The following is a 19094-nucleotide window of genomic DNA, read 5'->3' as shown; positions in this document are numbered from 1 at the left end:
CCCGAGCACACTGCTATTCCCCAGAGGTCTATGTCGCACTCAAGATCCGTCGGGCCGGACGCATACGCCATCGGCGTCGACGGTCAGCGGGTGTTTGTGCCACCCATTACCCACTTTCGCACCGATCGAATCGCGTGCGGAACGGGTGGTGAAGGCGAGAACGGTGGGTCCGGCCCCCGAAATCACCGCCGGAACGCCCGCCGCCCGTAGCCGGGCGACCAGTTCGGCCGACTCGGGCATCGCGGGCGCCCGGTACTCCTGGTGCAGCCGGTCCTCGGTCGCGTCCAGCAGCACGTCCGCGTCTAGCCGCCCGGTCAGCGCCGCGATCAGCAGCGCGGCCCGGCCCGCGTTGGCCGCGGCGTCCGCGTGCGGCACGACCGCCGGCAGCAGGCCGCGGGCCCGCTCGGTGTCCAGCCGCTGCTCCGGGACGAACACCACCACCTCGGCGTCGAGGTCCAGCCGCACCATCCTGGGACCGGCCGGGGTCGTCCAGGCGATGGTGAGCCCGCCGGCCAGGCACGGCGCGACGTTGTCGGGGTGTCCCTCGATCTCGGTGGCGAGGGCCAGCGCGGCCGCCTCGTCCAGCAGCGCGCCGGCGGGGTGCAGGGCGCGCGCCGCGGTCAGGCCCGCGACGATCGCCGCCGACGACGAACCCAGCCCGCGGCTGTGCGGGATGCGGTTCACGCAGCTCAGCCGGAGCCCGGGCGGCTGCCCGACCGGGCTGCCGGACAGCTCGTCGAGCAGTTCGAAGGTCCGGCGCACCACCTTGACGATCAGGTGGTCCTCGCCGCGGTCGGCCACCTCGGCGCCCTCACCGGTCACCTCGATCTCCAGCCCGGAGCCGGTGACCTCCAGGGTGATGTCGTCGTGGCGGCTCAGCGCCAGCCCCAGCGAGTCGAAGCCCGGGCCGAGGTTGGCGCTGGTGGCGGGCACCCGCACCGAGACCCGGCGGAACTCCCAGCTCAAGCCAGCCCCAGCGCAGACGCCGCAGCGTGCGCGTCCACCTTGACGGTGGTGGGGGCAGGCGCACCGGAGATCGCCCAGTCGGGGTCCTTGAGGCCGTTGCCGGTGACCGTGCAGACCACCCGGGAGCCGGGCTCCAGCAGGCCACGCTCGGCGGACTGGAGCAGCCCGGCGACGCTCGCGGCCGAGGCGGGCTCCACGAACACGCCCTCGTCGCGGGCCAGCAGCCGGTACGCGGCCAGGATCTGCCGGTCGGTGACGGAGTCGATCAACCCGCCGGAGTCGTCGCGGGCGGCGGTCGCCAGGTCCCACGAGGCGGGGTTGCCGATCCGGATCGCGGTGGCGATCGTCTGCGGCTTGGCGACCGGCCCGCCCCGCACAAACGGCGCCGCACCACTGGCCTGGAAACCGAACATCCGCGGGGTGCGGGTCGCCAGCCCGTCGCCGGCGTACTCCTGGTAGCCCATCCAGTACGCCGAGATGTTCCCCGCGTTCCCCACCGGCAGGCAGTGCACGTCGGGGGCGTCGCCGAACGCGTCGACGATCTCGAACGCGGCGGTCTTCTGGCCCTGCAGCCGGTACTTGTTCACCGAGTTGACCAGCGCCACCGGGTAGTCCACGGCGAGCTTGCGGGCCAGTTCCAGGCAGTCGTCGAAGTTGCCGTCCACCTGGAGCAATCGCGCCCCGTGCACCAGGGCCTGCGCCAGCTTGCCCATCGCGATCTTGCCCTGCGGGACGAGCACCGCGCAGGTCATGCCCGCCCGCACAGCGTAGGCCGCGGCCGAGGCGGAGGTGTTGCCGGTGGAGGCGCAGATGACCGCCTTGGCGCCCTCCTCGGCGGCCTTGCTGATCGCCAGGGTCATGCCGCGGTCCTTGAACGACCCCGTGGGGTTGGCGCCCTCGACCTTGAGGAAGACCTCGCAACCGGTCAGCTTCGACACCCGCAGTGCCGGGAGCAGCGGCGTACCGCCCTCCAGCAAGGTGACGACCGGGGTCGCCCCGGTCACCGGGAGCCGATCACGGTACTCCTCGATGAGCCCACGCCATACCCTGGCCATGGTTCCTCCGTACTGGGATGACCTGCGGTATCGCGCCGCAGTCTAGGGCTGATCGGCGTCCCGGCGGAAACCTTTACGGGGTCTCGTCGGCCTCCACCCGCATGACGCTCGCCACCCGGCGCACGATGTCGAGCCCGCGCAGGCCCTCGACGGTCGCCGCGAGCGCCGCGTCGGGGGCGCGGTGGGTGACGACGACGAGCTGCGCGTCCTCGCCCTGCCCGTCCTGGCTGACCGCCTGGATCGACACGTCGTGCCGGGCGAACTCCTCGGCGACCTGGGCGAGCACGCCGGAGCGGTCGGCCACGTCGAGCTGGATGTAGTAGCGGGTGATCGTCTCGCCCATCGGCAGCACGGGCAGCTCCGCGTAGGTGACCTCGACGGGGCCGCGGGAGCCGATCACCCGGTTGCGGGCCACCGCGACGAGGTCGCCGAGCACCGCCGACGCGGTCGGCGCGCCGCCGGCGCCGGCCCCGTAGAACATCAGCGAGCCCGCCGAGCGGGCCTCCACGAACACCGCGTTGTAGGCCTCGCGCACGCTGGCCAGCGGGTGCGACCGGGGGATCATCGCCGGGTAGACGCGCACCGACACGCCACGGCCGCCGTCGCCGTCGTCCCCCGGGACGCGCTCGCAGATCGCCAGCAGCTTCACCACGCTGCCGCGCGCCCGGGCGCCCGCCACGTCCGCGGCGGTGACCTCGGTGATGCCCTCGCGGTGCACGTCGGCCGCCGTCACGTGGGTGTGGAACGCGAGCTGAGCCAGGATCGCCGCCTTGGCCGCCGCGTCGAAACCCTCGACGTCCGCGGTGGGGTCGGCCTCGGCGTACCCCAGCTCCTGCGCCTCCTCCAGCGCCTCGCCGAACCCGGCGCCGTGCGTGTCCATCTGGTCGAGGATGTAGTTGGTGGTGCCGTTCACGATGCCCAGCACCCGGTGGACGTGGTCGCCGACCAGCGACTCGCGCAGCGGGCGCAGCAGCGGGATCGCGCCCGCCACCGCCGCCTCGTAGTACAGGTCGGCGCCGTACTCCCGGGCCGCGCCGAAGACCGTCTCGCCGTCCTGGGCGAGCAGCGCCTTGTTGGCCGTGACCACCGCCTTGCCCGCCTTCATCGCGGCCAGCAGCAGCTGCCGGGCCGGCTCGATGCCGCCGATCACCTCCACCACGATGTCGACGTCGTCGCGGGTGACCAGGCTCAGCGCGTCGGTCGTCAGCAACGCCGGGTCGATGCCCTCGCGGCGCCGGTCGAGCCGGCGCACCGCGATGCCCGCCAGCTCCAGCGGGACGCCGATCCGGGCTTCGAGGTCGGCGGCCTGCTCACGCATCAGCCGCGCGACCTCGCTGCCGACGGTGCCGCAGCCCAGCAGCGCCACGCGGAGCCCGGGTTTCGACTCGGTTGGTTTCATGCTCCGACCTCCGCGTCCAGCCTCAACAGATCGTCCTCGGTCTCGCGGCGGACGATGACCCGCGCCGCGCCGTCGCGCACCGCGACCACGGCGGGCCGCGGCACGAAGTTGTAGTTGTTCGCCATCGACCGGCAGTACGCGCCCGTCGCCGCCACCGCCACGATGTCGCCTACCGCAAGATCTGCCGGGAACCACAGATCCCGGACGACAATGTCCCCACTTTCGCAGTGCTTGCCGACCAATCTACTGAGCATCGGGTCGGCCGCCGAGGACCGGCTGGCGAGCACGCAGGTGTACTCGGCGCCGTACAGCGCGGTGCGCAGGTTGTCGCTCATCCCGCCGTCGACGCTCACGTAGGTGCGCAGCCCCTCGACGTCCTTGACCGTGCCGACGTCGTAGAGGGTCACTCCCCCCGGCCCGGCAATGGCGCGCCCCGGCTCGACGGTCAGCCGCGGCATCGGCAGGTCGGCGGACTCGCACTCGCGGCTCACGATGCGCCGCAGGTTGTCGGCGATCAGCTTGGGGTCCAGCGGGTCGTCCCCCGCGACGTAGGCGATGCCGAGGCCGCCGCCCAGATCCAGTTCGGGCAGCACCACCCCGTGCTCGTCCCGGATCGCCCGCAGCAGCTCCACCACCCGGCGGGCGGCCACCTCGAACGCGTCGGTGTCGAAGATCTGCGAGCCGATGTGGGAGTGCAGGCCGACCAGGTCGAGCTGATCGAGCTCCAACACCCGGCGGACGGCCTCCAGCGCCGCGCCCGTGCTGCGCGCGAAACCGAACTTCTGGTCGTCGTGCGCGGTCGCGATGAACTCGTGGGTGTGCGCCTCGACCCCAGTGGTGACGCGGACGAGCACCTTGGGACGCCGGCCGAGCCGGTCCGCGAGGTAACCCAGCCGGGCGATCTCCTCGAAGGAGTCGACGACGATCCGGCCGACGCCCCGCTCCAGGGCGGTGGTCAGCTCCGCAGTGGACTTGTTGTTGCCGTGCAACGCCAGGTTCGCCGGATCGACCCCCGCGGCCAACGCGAGCGCGAGCTCACCGCCGGAACAGACGTCCAGGCCCAGGCCCTCCTCGCCGATCCAGCGGGCCACCGCGCCGCACAGGAACGCCTTGCCCGCGTAGAACACGTCGGCGTCGTGGAAGGCCGCCTTGAACTCCCGGCAGCGGGCCCGGAAGTCGTCTTCGTCGTAGACGTACAGCGGCGACCCGTACTCGGCGACCAGGTCACGGACGTCGACACCGCCGATGGTCATGACCCCCTGCTCGCGCCGGGCGCTCCGCGGCCAGATGCGCGGGTCCAGCGCGTTGAGGTCGGCCGGCGGCGGCAGCGGGTGCTCCTCCGGCAGGACGTCCGCGTGTCGGGGGCCGGCGGGGTGAACTCTGCTCATATTCGCTCTCTAGGACTCTCACCGATCATGTGCATGCCGTTGGCCAGGGCGACGCACACCGCCTCCGCGAGGGTCCGGCGGGCACCGTGCGCCGCCCCGGGTTTCTCGTCGCCCACCGGCAGCGCCGGGCACCGCTCGTAGACGTCGTGATACGCCTCGGCGAGCCGTTCGAGGTGCTTGCGGAGCGGGATCGGATCGTCCTGCCGGGCGGCCTGGTCGGCGCGGGCTGGCAGCTCGGCCAGCGCCCGCAGCAGGGCGCGCTCGGCCGGATGGCGCAGGTCCGCGGACCCGCCCTCCGGGACGCCCAGCTCCCCCGCCCGGCGGACGGTCGCGGCGGCCCTGGCATAGGCGTAGCGCACGGCGAAGCCCGGGTTCTCGAACGTGCGAGGCCGATCCGGCCAGGCCGGCCCCTCGGCGATCGGGGCCCGGCGGGCGTAGGTGCGCCGCTGGCCGAGGATGCTCGTGGCCAGGGCCTCGGGACGCTCCACGGTGATGGTCAGGAAACCGTCCGCCCCCGCCTCGACCCGGCCGATACCCGGAGCCCCGCTCAACCGCCGGGCGATCTCCGCGGCGGGCCGGCCCGTGCGCAGCGCGATCGGCGACCGGTAGACACCGGCGTCCACGCACGCCAGGGGCGCCTCGGCGGCGCCGCCGGCCGCAGCCATGACGGCGCTGCTCACCTCGGCTGGGGTCACTCGGACGAGAGTATCTGACCAGAATGCGGACTGATCCGCGGTCGCCCGCTCCCCGAGCCGTCCGGAACCGGCCGGGATTTCAGCCGACCCGGCCGGTGGCCAGCTCGCGCACCGTACGGATCAGCTCGTTGGGGTCGAACGGCTTGGTGATGTAGGCATCGACGCCGATCTCGTGCCCGCGCCGGATGTCGTGGTCCTGCGCCCGAGCGGTGATCATGATGACCTTGACGTGCCGGGTGGCCTCGTCCTCCCGCAACCGCACGGCGGTCACCCAGCCGTCCAGCCGCGGCATCATCACGTCCAGGGTGATCACGTGCGGATCGACCTCGACGACCTTGTCGAGACAGTCCTGCCCGTCCACGGCCGTCGCGACCTCGAACCCCTCAAGCTGGAGGTTCACGGCGATCAACTGCCTGATCACCTCGTCGTCGTCGACGACCAGCACGCGCCCCAGCGGCTCGTTCAACGACCCTCCCGCCCGACCCGGCACACGTTCCCTACGCGCACGTCACCTGCCAGCATCCCACCCCGGTCACGGTCCGGCACGCTCATCGCCGCGAGGCTAGTCGCTCCCCCGGCCCATCGCACCCCAAACAACTCAGGTGCACGTCACCCCCCGGACCCTGGTAACGTTCTTTCCACGCCAGCCCCCTTAGCTCAGGGGATAGAGCAACGGCCTCCGGAGCCGTGTGCGCAGGTTCGAATCCTGCAGGGGGCACCGCAAGGCGACAAGCCAAAACCCCGGTCGACCAGCCACGATGCTGCTCACCGGGGTTTCGCGTGTGTGCAGCCATGTGCCGCCGATTGTCATGGTTCCCGGAACATACGTGGAACGGGATCCGGGGCGTTCGGCCAGGTGGGAGCGGACGAAAGAGGAACCCGAACCAGGTCAGGGCACGGTCTACTGGCACATCCTCGTAGGCAACCATCCCGAAGCGCGCGACCTTGCCCAAGCAGCTCAAGAACGGCTCTCTGGCTTCACTGGCCTGCACATGACTCCGGCCGAATGGCTGCACATCACGCTCCTCGTGGCCGGACCCACGAACGAGATCACCAACGATCAGCAGCAGGACATGCTCACCACAGCGTCGAGCCTCCTCGCCAAGATCCCTCCAGTTGCCGTAACGCTCAGCCGCATCCTCTATCACCCCGAGGCGATCGCCCTTGCCGCCCATCCCACGAACCTCCTGGAACAAGTTCGTGAAGCCATCCAGGCAGCCACCCTCAAGGTGACCGGCCGCGAAGGCCACACCGAAGAGCCCACCCGATGGACCCCGCATATGACGATCGCCTACAGCCAGGCAGAACAACCGGCCCAGCCGCTCATCACCGCTCTCGGCCGAGAACTCCCCAACCGCGAACTCACCATCAACGCCGTGGACCTCGTCGTTCAACGTGGCAAAGAACGCCTTTGGGACTGGCACCCCGTAGGACGTGCCCTCCTACTCGGCCGCCACTGACCACCAACAGGGGACCTCCGACTCCGGGAAGACTTCCCCCGCACCGTCGAGGCGGACGAGGTCTGAGGTAGCGAGCTTCCCGTCCGCCGCCGTCGCGCGCTCTGCGCTACCAGGGCGGGGGACGACGGCGGACGGGAAGCTCGGGGCTGAGGTGCACCAGCGCAAGTCACACCTCATCGCAGCGGACGGCTCGACCTTGCTCCGGGGCATACTGCCGCTCCCTCGGCCAAGCCCCGTGCGAAGGGATCGCGCTCAGCGCCTCGTCTCGTACCTGGTCAGGACCACGCCGCCGGGGAACGTCCGCGTCTCCACCAGGTTCAGGTTCACCCGGCTTTCCAGTGCGGTGAAGAACGGTGTGCCGCCGCCCACGAGGGCCGGATGGGTGACGATCTCGTACTCGTCGATCAGCCCGGCCTGCATGACCGCCCCGGCGAGCGTTGCGCCGCCGACCCTCATCGGCCCGCCGTCCTCGGCCTTGAGCCGGGTGATCTCGGCGATCGCGTCGCCGGTGACCAGGCGCGTGTTCCAGTCGACCTTGTCGATCGTCGAGGAGAACACCACCTTCGGTGTGTCCCGCCAGTTCCGCGCGAACTCGATCTGCGCCGGGGTGGCGCCCGGCTGCTGGTCGCCGGTCGGCCAGTAGGCGCTCATGTTCTCCCACAGTCGGCGCCCGTACAGAAACATGCTGATCACCCGCTCCTGATCGAGCCACCACTGGAACAGCTCGTCGCTCGGCTCGCTCCAGCCGAGGTCGTCGCCGGGTGCGGAAATGTAGCCGTCCAGGGACAGGTTCATGCCGTAGATCAGTTTCCGCATAGCGCCATGCCTTCCGTCAGTCGGTCTCGGAAGACTAGACCCGTCGAGCGGAGGGAACTGATCGGTGCGCAATCTGTTCATACGGACCCGGCTCCTGACCCTCGTTCAAGACTTCCAAGCCGCTCGTCCCGTACACCTTGGTTCGTGATGGCACGGCCCTCGTGACGGCACCCGGGATATACGCGGGTTGGCGGACCGACCCATCCGGGTCATGACAGCCCCGATACGGCGTGCCCGTTGCGTGCCCGCCAGAGTGGCGATCAAGGGGTACTCACGGGGAATCACGGGCACTACCGCATAGCGTCTGAGCTGTGACGGGGCTGGTTACAAGATCGCGGACCGATATCTTCCAAACTGGTGGCTCGATCGCGACTGTCACGGGTGATCGGTAGCCTGCCTTTGTTGGAGACCGGTCAGAGAACCCTTCGTGGGTCCGCGGCTCAGGGAGGGTGGGTATGGAACCGTTCCCGGATACGTCTCGGAGCAGGCAGAATCCCGTGACCCCACCCTCCTTCCGGCCGCATTTCCCGCGGAACCGTCCCACGTGGCCTCACCGCACCACCGCCGCACGCACGCGGGATGTGCACAGGATGCCCAGAGCAGAGCGCGCTCTACTGGCACGCCCTCGTATCCCTGGGATTCGAGACCGGGTGCCGTAGAGCTTCAGTGGTCGCCCTGGGAATGCATGAACTGTTCGGCGAACCATTGCACGCGGTCTTTGGTAATGCCGGTTCGCTGCTCGACGGCGAGCGGATGATCGGTGGGTTCGAGTTCGACGAAGGGGCGCTCGCCGACCGGCCGGGTGTGCACATTGGTCTTGAGGTTCAAGGTGGGGTGGTCGTATAGGAACAGCTCGGTGGCCAGCCAGCCGAAGTAGGGGGGTTCCTGTTCGCGGCCGGAGGTCTCCCACAGTTCACTCATGCGGACGAAGTTCTGGGGGCTGAGCGAGACCCAGACGGCCCAGGAGAAAACATCACCGTCGATGACGGGAATCTCGATCAAGCCCTTGACGAACAGGTGCTCCCCCTCGATCACGCACTGGTCCGAGGTGAGTTCGCTGTCGGGGTGCGCGGCGACGGTCTCCGACCAGTACGCCGGAGCCGCCGAGTTGTAGTGCATGGGCAGCGTGTCATGCTCGCCGCCGCAGCAGGAGCAGGTGAACCCGACATAGCTGGACATGCAAGGATCCTAGTTCGGGCGCTCGCCAGTCAGCCGGATAATCGTTTCCCGGCGGAGTGGCGGTGTGCCAGGCTCGGCCGATGAGCGGATCGCACCATGACCTGCTGCGTTGGCAGTTCGAGCTGACCTGGTCGCTGTTCGAGTACCACTTGGAGCGGCTGGTGCCCGAGGACTTCCTGTGGGAACCGGCCGCCCACTGCTGGACGGTGCGTCCGGACGGTGCCGGGAGGTGGACGGCGGACTGGGCCGAGACCGAGCCCGACCCCGTCCCCGTTCCCACGATCGGCTGGCTGAGCTGGCACATGGGCTGGTGGTGGAGCGTGACCCTCGACCATGTCCAGGGACGGACGCCGCGCGAACGGACCGAGATCGTCTGGCCGGGCGCGGGAAAGGCGACCGTCGAGTGGCTACGCGGCCTCCGCGAGGAATGGCTGGCGGCCCTGGGGCGGCTCACCGGCACCGACCTGGACGCTCCTGCCCCTTTCCCGTGGCAGAACGCCCCCGAGCACACCGTCACCCACATGATCGGCTGGGTGAACGCCGAGCTGATGAAGAACGCCGCCGAGATCGGCCAGCTCCGGCTCCTACGTGCCGCGTCCGCCGGCCGGAGCCTCGGCAAGGTCTGAACCATCACGCCCTGGCAGTGCCTGCGCCTCGTTGCGCGGCCGCTCCGGCAGGGGCGGCCGCCGCAGGCGAGACCGGGTGACAGGACGGATCCGCCCGATCGTCCGGTTCACCTGCGGGTGTGGGGGCATTTGCGGGCGCTGGCCAGCAGGGACTGGATCTGGAGCATCGCGTGGGCGGGGTCGCGCGGGCGGACGGGGAAGGGCAGGCGGACGTCGTGGGTGCCGCCCGTGCGCTGGAGGCGCAGGACGATCCCGTACTGGTCGAGCCGCAGCGGGTCCACCCGCGTGACGCCGTACAGCAGTCGCCGGCCCACCAGTTGTGACAGCAGTTCGACGGCGTCGCCGTGCGCGTCGGCGAGGTGGGTGAGCAGGTCCGCCTCGATCGCGGCCAGCGGGTCCGGCTCGGCGCCGCCGAGCTCGTCGGGGTCGACGTCGGTGGACCGGCCGTCGTGTTCCAGGTTGATGAGCGCGGATTCGAAGCACAGCGCGGCCGAGCCCGGACCGGCGGGGCTGAGCCAGCCGCCCAGTACCACCTTGGCCCGGACCCGGTCCGGTACCGCGACCGGCGCCACGTCGGTGAACTCCACCGTGGCGGCCAGGTCGCCGCCGGGGGCGTGCGCGACCTCGCTGTGCAGGTGGCTTCCGGCCGGGACGTCCAGCCGCAGGCGCCCGGGCGTCGTCACCGTGTGCAGCCCGGCCAGCCCGACCCGGTGTCCCTCGGTGGTGAGGGTCAGGGATCCCGCCGTTGCGAGGACGGACAGGACGAGTTCCGCGGCGCTGGGCCCGGCGGGCGGGGCGACGACGGGATCGATGGCGGACATCCGGCCTCCTTAGCTAAGGTAAGGCTAACCTTAGTCATGGAAAGGATGTTCGTGAACCAGTCCCGCCCGAAAGTCAAGCGTTCCCGCGCCCTCGGGATCCCGCTCACCCCCAAGTGCGTGCGGTACTTCGAACGCCGCCCCTACCCGCCCGGCGTGCACGGCCGCGGCCGCAAGCAGTCGACGGACTACAAGACCCGCCTGCTGGAGAAGCAGCGGCTGCGCGCGCAGTACGACATGAGCGAGAAGCAGCTCCGCCGCGCCTTCGACCGCGCCGCACGCAGGACGGGCAGGACCGGCGACGTGCTGCTGGCCGACCTGGAGACCCGGCTGGACGCGGTCGTCCTACGGGCCGGGTTCGCCCGCACGATCTACCAGGCGCGGCAGTTCGTCTCCCACCGGCACGTCGAGGTCGATGGCGCGCGCGTCAACATCCCCTCCTACCGGGTGCGCCCGGGCGCCGTGGTCACCATCGCCGAGCGGAGCCGCACGAAGCCGCCCTTCGTCCTGGCCGCGGCGGGCGCGCACGTCCCGGAGCGCGTCCCGGACTACCTACAGGCCGACCACACCACGCTCACCGCGCAGCTGGTCCGCCTACCCGAGCGCCACGAGATCCCGGTCATCTGCGACGTGCAACTGGTCGTGGAGTACTACTCGCGCTGAGCCCGCCGTGGAGCCGATGCCCGGACCGGGCCGAATTCCAGCCGCTCCCGGGCAACGGCTCCGCCGGCTCGTACCGCGGCCGGCGGAGGAGGCGGCGCGCGACGGTGGTGATGTGGAGTTCGTCGAGGGCCCGGGCCGTCCAGCCGGTGCGGGGCAGGGCGGAGTGCCGGGGCCGGCCGAGTGGGCGCCGCCATCTAATTTCGGACGCTCGATTTCTTCGGTTGGGGGCCGCCGAATCGGGCAAGGCCGGAATGACAGAAGTCGGGCGGCGGGCAGGCGATTTCCTCCTGGACGAGCCCGGATGCAACCAGGCACACCGTTGGGAGTTGTCTTGCCTCAAACCCGTGAACTGTTCGACAGCCTGATGGCGCAAGCCCCGCTCGACGGCGAGACGCTCGCGTCCCTCGCCGACGTGCTCGCCCACTGCGAGGAGGCCACCACGGCCTGCGCGGCCGGGATGCTGGCCCGGGAGGACGCCGGCCATCTCCACATGGCCGTGCTCCACGATCTGGACTGCGCCGACGTGGTCACCAGCACCCGGCGGCTGCTCACCCGCACGAAGATCGACGACAGTGCGCTACTGACCGCGCAGCTGGAGGTGTGCCTGCTGGCATGCCAGCGCAGCAACGAGACGTGCAGTCGGCACGCTTCCCACCACGAGCACTGCCGCATCTGCTCGCAGGCCACCCAGCGCGCGATCGACACCTGCCACCAGGCCCTGAACGCGCTCCGCCCCTGACAGCCACCTACCGCGATCGCCTGGGCCACGGAGGCCGCCCGTGTCACGGGCTCCCGGTCGGACCAGGAACCCGCGACGGAGGATGACGGCGGCATGCCAGGAGGGGCGACAGGCACATGCTTGTCGCCCCTCCGCACGATGCGCGGAAACGCCGCTCCGGCTCCGCCGTCGAGTCGATGATCTTGCGACTATCGTGCCAGCAGATCAGCGACCACCGTGCCAGCCGAGAGCCTCCTCCGCCGACCGAGCCGGGTGGAAAACGAAACACGGACACCCCCACGTCCGGGCTGGTTCCTGCTCGCCGGGGCGGCTCGGTGGGTGCCCGGCGGCCGGGCGAGTGGGCTCACACCGAGGTGATCTCCAGGGTGACCAGGGAGTAGATGCTGGAGACGGTGCCCAGGCCGGCGGTGCACTGCAGGATGTCGGTGGCCAGGCCGGTGACGGTCTGCAGCACGGTGCCGCCGGCGAACAGGCCGGAGGTGACCGTGCCGGTGAAGGTCACCACCAGGGTGGCGCCGACGATGTTGGAGATCTTGTTGACCGTGACGGTGCTGGTCTGACCGGTGTTCCAGGTGATGGTGAAGGTCTCGGTGCCGGCCTGGACCAGGCCCAGGCAGGAGCGGCTGCCCGTGCCCTGGAAGCTGCGCGAACCGGACGTCACCCCGGGCTCGCCAAGCGAGACGCACGGCCCGTACTGGGTGGCGGCGTTGATGGAGACGTTCTGCGCGGTCGTGGTCAGCGGCGGGCTGTAGGTGACCAGGTCGCTGCTGGGCGGGATGCAGGTCACGTCCAGCACGCCGGCCGAGGCCGGGACGGGCGCCGGTAGCACGACGGTCGCCAGGGCCGCCACCAGGGCGACGAGGAGACGCAGCGGTCGGGGCATGAAGGCAGGTTCCGTTCGGGGGTGCCGGTGAGCCCACGCCGGCGGTGTCGGTACCGCCCTCGGTGTTCCCTCGCCGTGGGAGCCCAGTGTGCGTCCGGTGACCGGTGGAGAAACAGCCACATGGACGACACCCTCATGTCACCGTTCGTCACCACCCGCTCACCACGACGGCCCAGCGGCTGCGGGCAGGAGCCGGTCCCCGGAATGTGGAGCACCGGACCGGACGGGCGCGACCGGCAACCGGGCGGCAACCGGTGGCCCGTATCCATGGAATGCACATCACGAGAAGGGGGCATTTCATGGAACTCGACATGGACAGGATGAACGCGTTCCTGCACCGGTTCGTCGGCGACCTGGGGGCGGTGATGGCGGCGGGCGGCATCGTGGTCGGTGACCGGCTCGGGCTGTACCGGGCGCTCGCCGACAAACCCTGGCAGCCGGCGGAACTCGCCGAGCACACCGGGACCGCATCGCGTTACGTGGAGGAGTGGCTGCGCGGCCAGGCCGCCGGGGGCTACGTCGAGTACGACCCGGACTCCGGGGCCTACTCCCTCACCGCCGAGCAGGCGTTCGCGCTGACCGACCCCGACGGGCTGCTGTACGCGCCGGGCGCCTTCCAACTCGCCCTCGGCGCGTTGCGCGCCCTGCCGGAGATCACCGACGCGTTCCGCACGGGGGAAGGAGTTGGCTGGCACGAGCACGACGAGGACGTGTTCACCGGATGCGAGCGGTTCTTCCGCCCGGGCTACGCCGCCCACCTGCTCACCGAATGGCTGCCCGCCCTCGACGGGGTCACCGCCAAGTTGGGCGCCGGCGCCCGGGTCGCCGACGTCGGCTGCGGGCTGGGGGCGTCGACCATCCTCATGGCCAGGGCGTTCCCGCAGTCGGAGTTCATCGGCTCCGACTACCACGAGGGGTCGATCGTCCAAGCGCGCTCCCGGGCCGCCGACGCCGGCTGCGACGGCCGGCTGACGTTCCAGGTCGCCTCCGCGCAGACCTTCGCCGGCGGTCCCTACGAGCTCGTCACCACGTTCGACTGCCTGCACGACATGGGCAACCCGGTCGCCGCGGCCCGGCACATCCGCCGGTCCCTGGCCGACGACGGCACCTGGATGATCGTCGAGCCGTTCGCCGGTGACACCGTCGCGGACAACCTCAACCCGGTCGGCCGCGTCTACTACTCCTTCTCCACCTTCCTGTGCGTACCCAACGCCCTCTCGCAGGACGGCGGTCACGCGCTCGGCGCCCAGGCCGGCGAGCGGTCGATCCACAAGATCGCGGCCGAGGCGGGGTTCACCCGCTTCCGGCGTGTCGGCGAGACCCCGTTCAACATCGTCTACGAAGCCCGTCCCTGAGCCCTGCGCGGCCTGCTCACCGCCGGCCCGGCACGATCGTCGTGGTGGTGACCTGCCGGTGGTGTGCGCCCGGGCGGACCCAGCGTGGATCAGTGGGGGCCGCCCGGGCCGGTTCGCGGGCTTCAGCCCTCGCGGTTCCGATCGGTGGCCGTTTTGGCGATGTCGGCCAGGAGCCGGTCTCGGCGGCCCGAGTCGGGGAGGGAACAAGCCAGACGTTCGGCCTCGGCCGGGTCGAGCCCGGCCAGCGATCGCGCGATCAGCGTCAACGCCCTGTCCTGCCCGTCGGGGTCGGGCAGGGCGCGGGCGAGGCGTTCGGCTTCGGTCAGCAGGTTGCGGGCATGGCTCGGATCCCGCTCGCGGCGGTCGTAGGGAAACCCGAGAAAGCCTGGAGTGCCGGCCAGCACGCAGGCGATCTTCGCCAGTGCCAGGGCCTTCGTGCAGGGGTCGGTGAAAGTGCGGGCGAGGTGTTCCGCCTCGGCCGGATCCCGGCCGGCGAGCACCGTCGTGACGGCCTCCAGCGCGCTGGCCCGGCCCTCGGGGTCGGTGATCGACCGGGCGACGCGTTCGGCTCCGGCGGGATCGTGTCCGGCCAGTACCTCCGCGATGGCCTCCAGCGGGCAACCCCAGCGGTCGGGGTCGGCGAACCGCCGGTTCAACCGGTCAAGCCCTTCGTCCGCGGCTGAGCGGCGCCCGGCGAACGGTCTGGTGACGCGCTTCAGCAGCCGGTCCGTCCGGACGGTGCGTTCGGCTTCCGCCAGTAGCCGGCGGGCGCGGTCGGGGTTCCGTTCGCCCAGCGTGGCGGCGACCTTCACCAGCGCCGTGGCCCGGTCTCCAGGGTCGGAGAGGGTGCGGGCGACGCGCTCGGCCCGCGCCGGATCGCGGGTGGCCAGGAGCCTGACGATGCGGTTCAGCAGCCGGTCGCGGGACTCGGGCAGGGTGCGGGTGCGGGCGATCTGCTCGGCCTCGGCCAGCAGGTCGGGGATGCGAGCCCCCCGCCCTGCGGCGATCGACTCCTCCCACATGGGGAGGGACTGCAGCGCCTCGCTCGGCGGACGCCAGCCTCGCGCGTCCCGCCGCCACATGGCCAGCCGGTACGCGAGGTCCACCAGGGCCTCGGCCCGGATCGAGGGTTCGGTGATGGTACGGATGACGCGTTCGGCCTCGGCCGGGTCGCGGTCGGCGAGCGTCCCGGCGACGCCGCTCAGCGCCCTGGCCTGGACGAGAGGGTCGGTGATGGTGCGGGCGAGGCGTTCGGCCTCGGCCGGGTTCAGCTCGGCGAGCACCACAACCTGCTCGTGGAGGTCGGTGATGGCGCGGGCGACGCGTTCCGCCCCGGCCGGGTCGCGCCCGGCCAGCACACGTGCGACCTCCGCCAGCGCTCTGCTCCTGGCCCGAGGGTCGGTGATGGCGCGGGCGAGGCGTTCGGCCTCGGCCGGGTCCGGCTCGGCGAGCACCACGACCTGCTCGTGGAGGTCGGTAATGGCGCGGGCGGCGCGTTCGGCCTCGGCCGGGTCCGGCTCGGCCGGCGCGCCAGGGTCGGTGATCGGCGAGGCGGCACGGTCGGTCTCACCCGGCCGGGCGCCGGGCTCAGGACGCGCGGCGGGCACGGTGATCTCGGGACGCGCGGCGGGCCCGACAGACCTGGGACGCACGACAGGCTCGGCGGGCTCGGGACGCGTAGCGGGCACGGGACTCACGGCGGCGCGGAGTACCGAGGAGACGGTGGCGGCGTCGGGGCGCCGAGCGGGATCCTTGTCGAGGAGGGTGAGCAGGAAGGCGTCGAGTTCCGCGGAGATGCCGGGCCGGAGGGTACGGGGACTCTCGGGTGGTGTCGCCTGGTGCATGGCCAGCACGGCGGGCACGTTGTCGGCGGGAAACACGACGCGGCCGGTGAGCAGGTGGAACAGGGTGCAGCCGAGGGCGTAGACGTCCGCCCGGCCGTCGACGGGCCGGCCCTGGGACTGTTCGGGCGGCATGTAGCGCGCGGTGCCCATCGGGGCTCCGGTCACGGACAGGTCGGCGGTGGCGTCTTCGAGCCGGGCTATCCCGAAGTCGCAGATCTTCACCTGCCCGTCGTCCTGAAGCATCAGGTTGGCGGGTTTGATGTCGCGGTGCACGACGCCTTCGGCGTGGGCGGCGGCCAGGCCCGCGGCGACCCAGGCTCCGTAGTCGAGGACCTGGCCGATCGGCAGCCCTTCCGGAGCCTGCTCCAGCAGGGTTTTCAGGTTCGGCCCGCGCAGCAGTTCCAGTACCAGGAACGGCCGCCGGTCGTGGACGCCGACGTCATGGATCTCGGTGATCGCCGGATGCCTGAGCCTGGCGACGGCCCTGCCCTCGCGGTGGAAGCGGCGCAGCGCGCGGTCGTCGGCCCGGTCGCCATGGGACGGGTCGGTCAGCAGCACCTTGACCGCGACGGGCCGGTCCAGGTGCAGGTCGATGCCGCGCCACACCTCGCCCATGCCGCCGCGGCCCAGGAGTTCCTCCACGCGGTACCGGCTCGCCAGTTCGTCTCCTGCGCGCATCCTCAGCCCGCCTTCGCCGTCTCGCAGCCCGCCGGCGCCGATGAGTGGTCGACCATCAACCTATAGTGACGCCCGCCGGTCCGGCATGGTTCTCGTCCGCCCAAGAGTGGACGCCGCCCTCGCGCGACGAACCGCCCGGGCCGGTGGCCGGCGGCGTGGGCGGCACGATCAGCGGCATCCGGCGGCCACGACCGTGACGGGCACCGCGTCGTGGTGGTCGCCGCCCTCCGGGACGAGCCCGGCCGCCACCGCCGATAATTGACACTTGTCCTTTTTCTAACGACTGTCCATCATCGTGGGCATGAGGTCTCCGCCGGCGAGCACTCCCGTCCAGGACCGCCGGGTGCGCCGCTCCCGCGCCGCGCTCATGCGGGCCGCGGTCACCCTGGTGGCCGAGCGGGGCACGGCCGCCGTCCCGATCTCCGACCTCGCCGAGGCCGCGGACGTGAGCCGGCAGGTGGTGTACCAGCAGTTCGGCGACCGCGACACGCTCCTGCTGGAGGCCGCGCTCGACCTCGCCCGGCACGAACTGGCACCGCACCTCACGGACGTCGCGCAGGCGCCGGCCGGACGCGCCCGGGCGCTGGCCGTGGCCCGGCACTTCGCGGACCACCGGGTGTTCTACCGGGCGCTCATGACCGGCTCCTGCGGGTACGCCCTGAACAGGGCGCTGACCGACCTGCTCATCCCGCTCAACCGGCAGGTCGCCCACCTGCTCCTCGGAGAACGGCTGGACCCGCGCACGTCCGAGGACCTCGCCACGTTCCTGACCGGCGGCGCGGCGGCGGTCGTCAACACCTGGGTCGTGGAGGGCGCGGACCCGCTCGACCCCGAAGAGCTCACCGACCGGCTCATGCGGGCGATGTCCTTCGTCGCCGCCACGGTACGCCGGCCCGCCCACGACGAGGAGCACGACCGATGAACCTGGGCAGCCTTCTCCTCCAACGCTCGCTGCAACTCCCCCCGCCGGCGACCCGGGACCTCGCCGTCCAGCGGGACCTCCGGGTGCCGATGCCCGACGGGGTCGAGCTGCTGGCCGACCGGTGGGCGCCGCGCACCGGGGGCGACGGGCTGCCGGTCGCGCTGCTCCGCTGCCCCTACGGCCGGCGGGGGCCGATCGGCTGGGGCATGGCCAGGCCGCTGGCCGAACGCGGGTTCCAGGTGCTGTTCCAGAGCACCCGCGGCGGGTTCGGCTCCGGCGGGGACTTCGACCCGATGCGCCAGGAGCGCGAGGACGGCCTGGCGACGCTGGACTGGGTGGTGAAGCAGCCGTGGTTCGGCGGCTCGATCGTGCTGGTCGGCATGAGCTACCTGGGGTACGCGCAGTGGGCGGTCGCCGACAGCCTGCCGCCGGAGGTCAAGGCGATGATCCCGCAGGTGACCGAGTCCGCGCTGACCCTGGAGTTCCTCCGCGCGGACGGCTTCTCGCTGGAGACACCGTTCGGCTGGGGCGCCATGATCGCCGGCATCGAGCGCCGCGGGGCGATGCTCCGGCAACTCCGCCAGGAACGGCGGACGAGCCGCGCGCTGCGCACCCTCCCGCTCGACCAGGCCGACGTCGCCGCCATCGGGCACCGCTCGGACTACATCCAGGACATCCTCGCCCACGACGCCGGCTCCCCGCGCTGGGCCGGGCTCGACCACCGGCACCGCGTGGCGAAGGTGACCGTGCCGGTCAGCTCGATCGGCGGCTGGTACGACATCTTCCTGCCCGGCCAGCTGCGCGACTTCCGGGCCCTGCAAGAAGCCGGGCGCCCGGCCCGGCTGACCGTCGGGCCCTGGACCCACCTCTCCCGCACCGGCACCGCGACACACGAAGCCCTCGAGTTCGGGCTGGCCCACGCGCGCGGCGAGCAGCCACCGGACCGCGCGCCGGTGCGGCTGTTCGTGATGGGCGAGGACGCGTGGCGCGACTTCGAGTCCTGGCCGCCGAGCGGGTACCCGCCGCAGCGGTTCCACCTCCAGGCGGACGGCGTGCTGTCCACCGACCCGCCCGGCGAGGCGGAACCCGACCGGTACCGCTACGACCCGGCGGACCCGACGCCCGCAGTCGGCGGCGTGCGCATGGCCCGCGACAGCGGCAGCGTCGACAACACCGCCCTGGAGGCCCGGGCGGACGTGCTCACCTACACCACGGCCGTCCTCGACCAAGATGTCGAGGTCGTCGGCGAGGTCGGCGCCGAGATCTGGTTCCAGTCCAACCTGCCCCACGCCGACGTCTTCGTCCGGCTCTGCGACGTCGACGCGCAGGGCCGCTCGTGCAACGTCTGCGACGGCCTGACCAGCCTGTCCGGCGCCGACGAGATCTCGTGCGCCACCGTCCGGCTGTGGCCGACCGCGTACCGTTTCAAGCGCGGGCACCGCATCAGGGTCCAGGTCTCCAGCGGCGCCTTCCCGCGCTACGCCCGCAACCCCGGCACCGGCGAACCGCTCGCCACCGCCACCACCCTCCGCGCCGCCGAGCAGACGGTCCACCACGACCCGGCCCACCCCTCGGCGGTGATCCTGCCGGTCCGCGACACCACCTAGG

General features: G+C 71.6%; 18 protein-coding genes and 1 tRNA gene. 8 read left to right on the top strand and 11 right to left on the bottom strand.

Going from position 1 to position 19094, the window contains the following annotated elements; all coding sequences use genetic code 11:
• Positions 1–39 precede the first annotated feature (39 nt).
• The 6 genes from thrB to DPM19_RS08165 form a co-directional block, all read right to left on the bottom strand.
• Positions 40–966, bottom strand: a complete 927-nt coding sequence (thrB, locus tag DPM19_RS08190; protein WP_111864326.1) for a homoserine kinase — start codon at positions 964–966, stop codon at positions 40–42.
• Positions 963–2021: a threonine synthase gene (gene thrC, locus DPM19_RS08185; protein WP_111864324.1), complete on the bottom strand. Its 1059-nt coding sequence runs from the start codon at positions 2019–2021 to the stop codon at positions 963–965. The genes thrB and thrC overlap by 4 nt, the downstream gene beginning before the upstream one ends.
• A 73-nt stretch (positions 2022–2094) precedes the next feature.
• Positions 2095–3420, bottom strand: coding sequence for a homoserine dehydrogenase (locus DPM19_RS08180; protein ID WP_111864321.1), 1326 nt, complete (start codon positions 3418–3420; stop codon positions 2095–2097).
• The gene (gene lysA / locus DPM19_RS08175; RefSeq protein ID WP_111864319.1) at positions 3417–4808 is read right to left on the bottom strand and encodes a diaminopimelate decarboxylase; all 1392 of its coding nucleotides are present in this window, start codon (positions 4806–4808) and stop codon (positions 3417–3419) included. Before lysA ends, DPM19_RS08180 begins: the two co-directional genes overlap by 4 nt.
• A complete protein-coding gene (locus DPM19_RS08170) occupies positions 4805–5503 on the bottom strand; it encodes a DALR anticodon-binding domain-containing protein (protein ID WP_111864316.1) in 699 nt (232 codons plus the stop codon). The genes lysA and DPM19_RS08170 overlap by 4 nt, the downstream gene beginning before the upstream one ends.
• 79 nt (positions 5504–5582) lie before the next feature.
• A complete protein-coding gene (locus DPM19_RS08165) occupies positions 5583–5948 on the bottom strand; it encodes a response regulator transcription factor (RefSeq protein ID WP_111865025.1) in 366 nt (121 codons plus the stop codon).
• A 201-nt stretch (positions 5949–6149) separates the two neighbouring features.
• Here DPM19_RS08165 and DPM19_RS08160 point away from each other — a divergent pair.
• Together DPM19_RS08160 and DPM19_RS08155 are read left to right on the top strand one after the other, a co-directional pair.
• Positions 6150–6221, top strand: a tRNA-Arg gene (locus DPM19_RS08160).
• Positions 6222–6261: 40 nt separating this feature from the next.
• Positions 6262–6963 carry a 2'-5' RNA ligase family protein gene (locus DPM19_RS08155; RefSeq protein ID WP_111864314.1) on the top strand — a complete coding sequence of 234 codons (702 nt, stop codon included), beginning with the start codon at positions 6262–6264 and terminating at the stop codon, positions 6961–6963.
• Between the two features lie 252 nt (positions 6964–7215).
• On the opposite strand, the gene DPM19_RS08145 is transcribed toward DPM19_RS08155, so the two are convergent.
• Together DPM19_RS08145 and DPM19_RS08140 are read right to left on the bottom strand one after the other, a co-directional pair.
• A complete protein-coding gene (locus tag DPM19_RS08145; RefSeq protein WP_111864309.1) occupies positions 7216–7779 on the bottom strand; it encodes a dihydrofolate reductase family protein in 564 nt (187 codons plus the stop codon).
• A 663-nt stretch (positions 7780–8442) separates the two neighbouring features.
• Positions 8443–8958, bottom strand: a complete 516-nt coding sequence (locus DPM19_RS08140; RefSeq protein ID WP_111864306.1) for a DUF2199 domain-containing protein — start codon at positions 8956–8958, stop codon at positions 8443–8445.
• A gap of 80 nt (positions 8959–9038) precedes the next feature.
• Here DPM19_RS08140 and DPM19_RS08135 point away from each other — a divergent pair, with 80 nt between their 5' ends.
• Positions 9039–9584, top strand: a complete 546-nt coding sequence (locus DPM19_RS08135; RefSeq protein ID WP_111864303.1) for a DinB family protein — start codon at positions 9039–9041, stop codon at positions 9582–9584.
• Between the two features lie 107 nt (positions 9585–9691).
• Here the strand turns inward: DPM19_RS08135 and DPM19_RS08130 are convergent, their stop codons facing one another.
• On the bottom strand, positions 9692–10405 hold the full coding sequence (locus tag DPM19_RS08130; RefSeq protein WP_111864300.1) for a DUF2470 domain-containing protein: 714 nt from the start codon (positions 10403–10405) through the stop codon (positions 9692–9694).
• 51 nt (positions 10406–10456) lie between these two features.
• Between DPM19_RS08130 and rpsD the strand changes: the two genes are divergently transcribed.
• Positions 10457–11065, top strand: a complete 609-nt coding sequence (gene rpsD, locus DPM19_RS08125; RefSeq protein WP_111865022.1) for a 30S ribosomal protein S4 — start codon at positions 10457–10459, stop codon at positions 11063–11065.
• Positions 11066–11396: 331 nt separating this feature from the next.
• Positions 11397–11804, top strand: coding sequence for a hypothetical protein (locus tag DPM19_RS08120; protein WP_111864297.1), 408 nt, complete (start codon positions 11397–11399; stop codon positions 11802–11804).
• A 343-nt stretch (positions 11805–12147) separates the two neighbouring features.
• Here the strand turns inward: DPM19_RS08120 and DPM19_RS08115 are convergent, their stop codons facing one another.
• A complete protein-coding gene (locus tag DPM19_RS08115; RefSeq protein WP_111864295.1) occupies positions 12148–12687 on the bottom strand; it encodes a hypothetical protein in 540 nt (179 codons plus the stop codon).
• Between the two features lie 299 nt (positions 12688–12986).
• On the opposite strand from DPM19_RS08115, the gene DPM19_RS08110 reads away from it, so the two are divergent.
• Positions 12987–14042 carry a methyltransferase domain-containing protein gene (locus DPM19_RS08110; RefSeq protein ID WP_111864293.1) on the top strand — a complete coding sequence of 352 codons (1056 nt, stop codon included), beginning with the start codon at positions 12987–12989 and terminating at the stop codon, positions 14040–14042.
• Positions 14043–14164: 122 nt separating this feature from the next.
• On the opposite strand, the gene DPM19_RS08105 is transcribed toward DPM19_RS08110, so the two are convergent.
• The gene (locus tag DPM19_RS08105) at positions 14165–16564 is read right to left on the bottom strand and encodes a serine/threonine-protein kinase (protein WP_111864290.1); all 2400 of its coding nucleotides are present in this window, start codon (positions 16562–16564) and stop codon (positions 14165–14167) included.
• A 301-nt stretch (positions 16565–16865) separates the two neighbouring features.
• On the opposite strand from DPM19_RS08105, the gene DPM19_RS08100 reads away from it, so the two are divergent.
• Complete coding sequence (locus DPM19_RS08100) at positions 16866–17486, top strand: TetR/AcrR family transcriptional regulator (protein ID WP_111864287.1); 621 nt, start codon at positions 16866–16868, stop codon at positions 17484–17486.
• Positions 17483–19093, top strand: coding sequence for a CocE/NonD family hydrolase (locus tag DPM19_RS08095; protein WP_199484923.1), 1611 nt, complete (start codon positions 17483–17485; stop codon positions 19091–19093). Before DPM19_RS08100 ends, DPM19_RS08095 begins: the two co-directional genes overlap by 4 nt.
• The last annotated feature ends 1 nt before the right edge of the window (position 19094 follow it).

Source organism: Actinomadura craniellae, assembly GCF_003289645.1.
GTDB classification, from domain to species: domain Bacteria; phylum Actinomycetota; class Actinomycetes; order Streptosporangiales; family Streptosporangiaceae; genus Actinomadura_D; species Actinomadura_D craniellae.
This window is presented reverse-complemented; position numbering and strand designations above follow the sequence as displayed.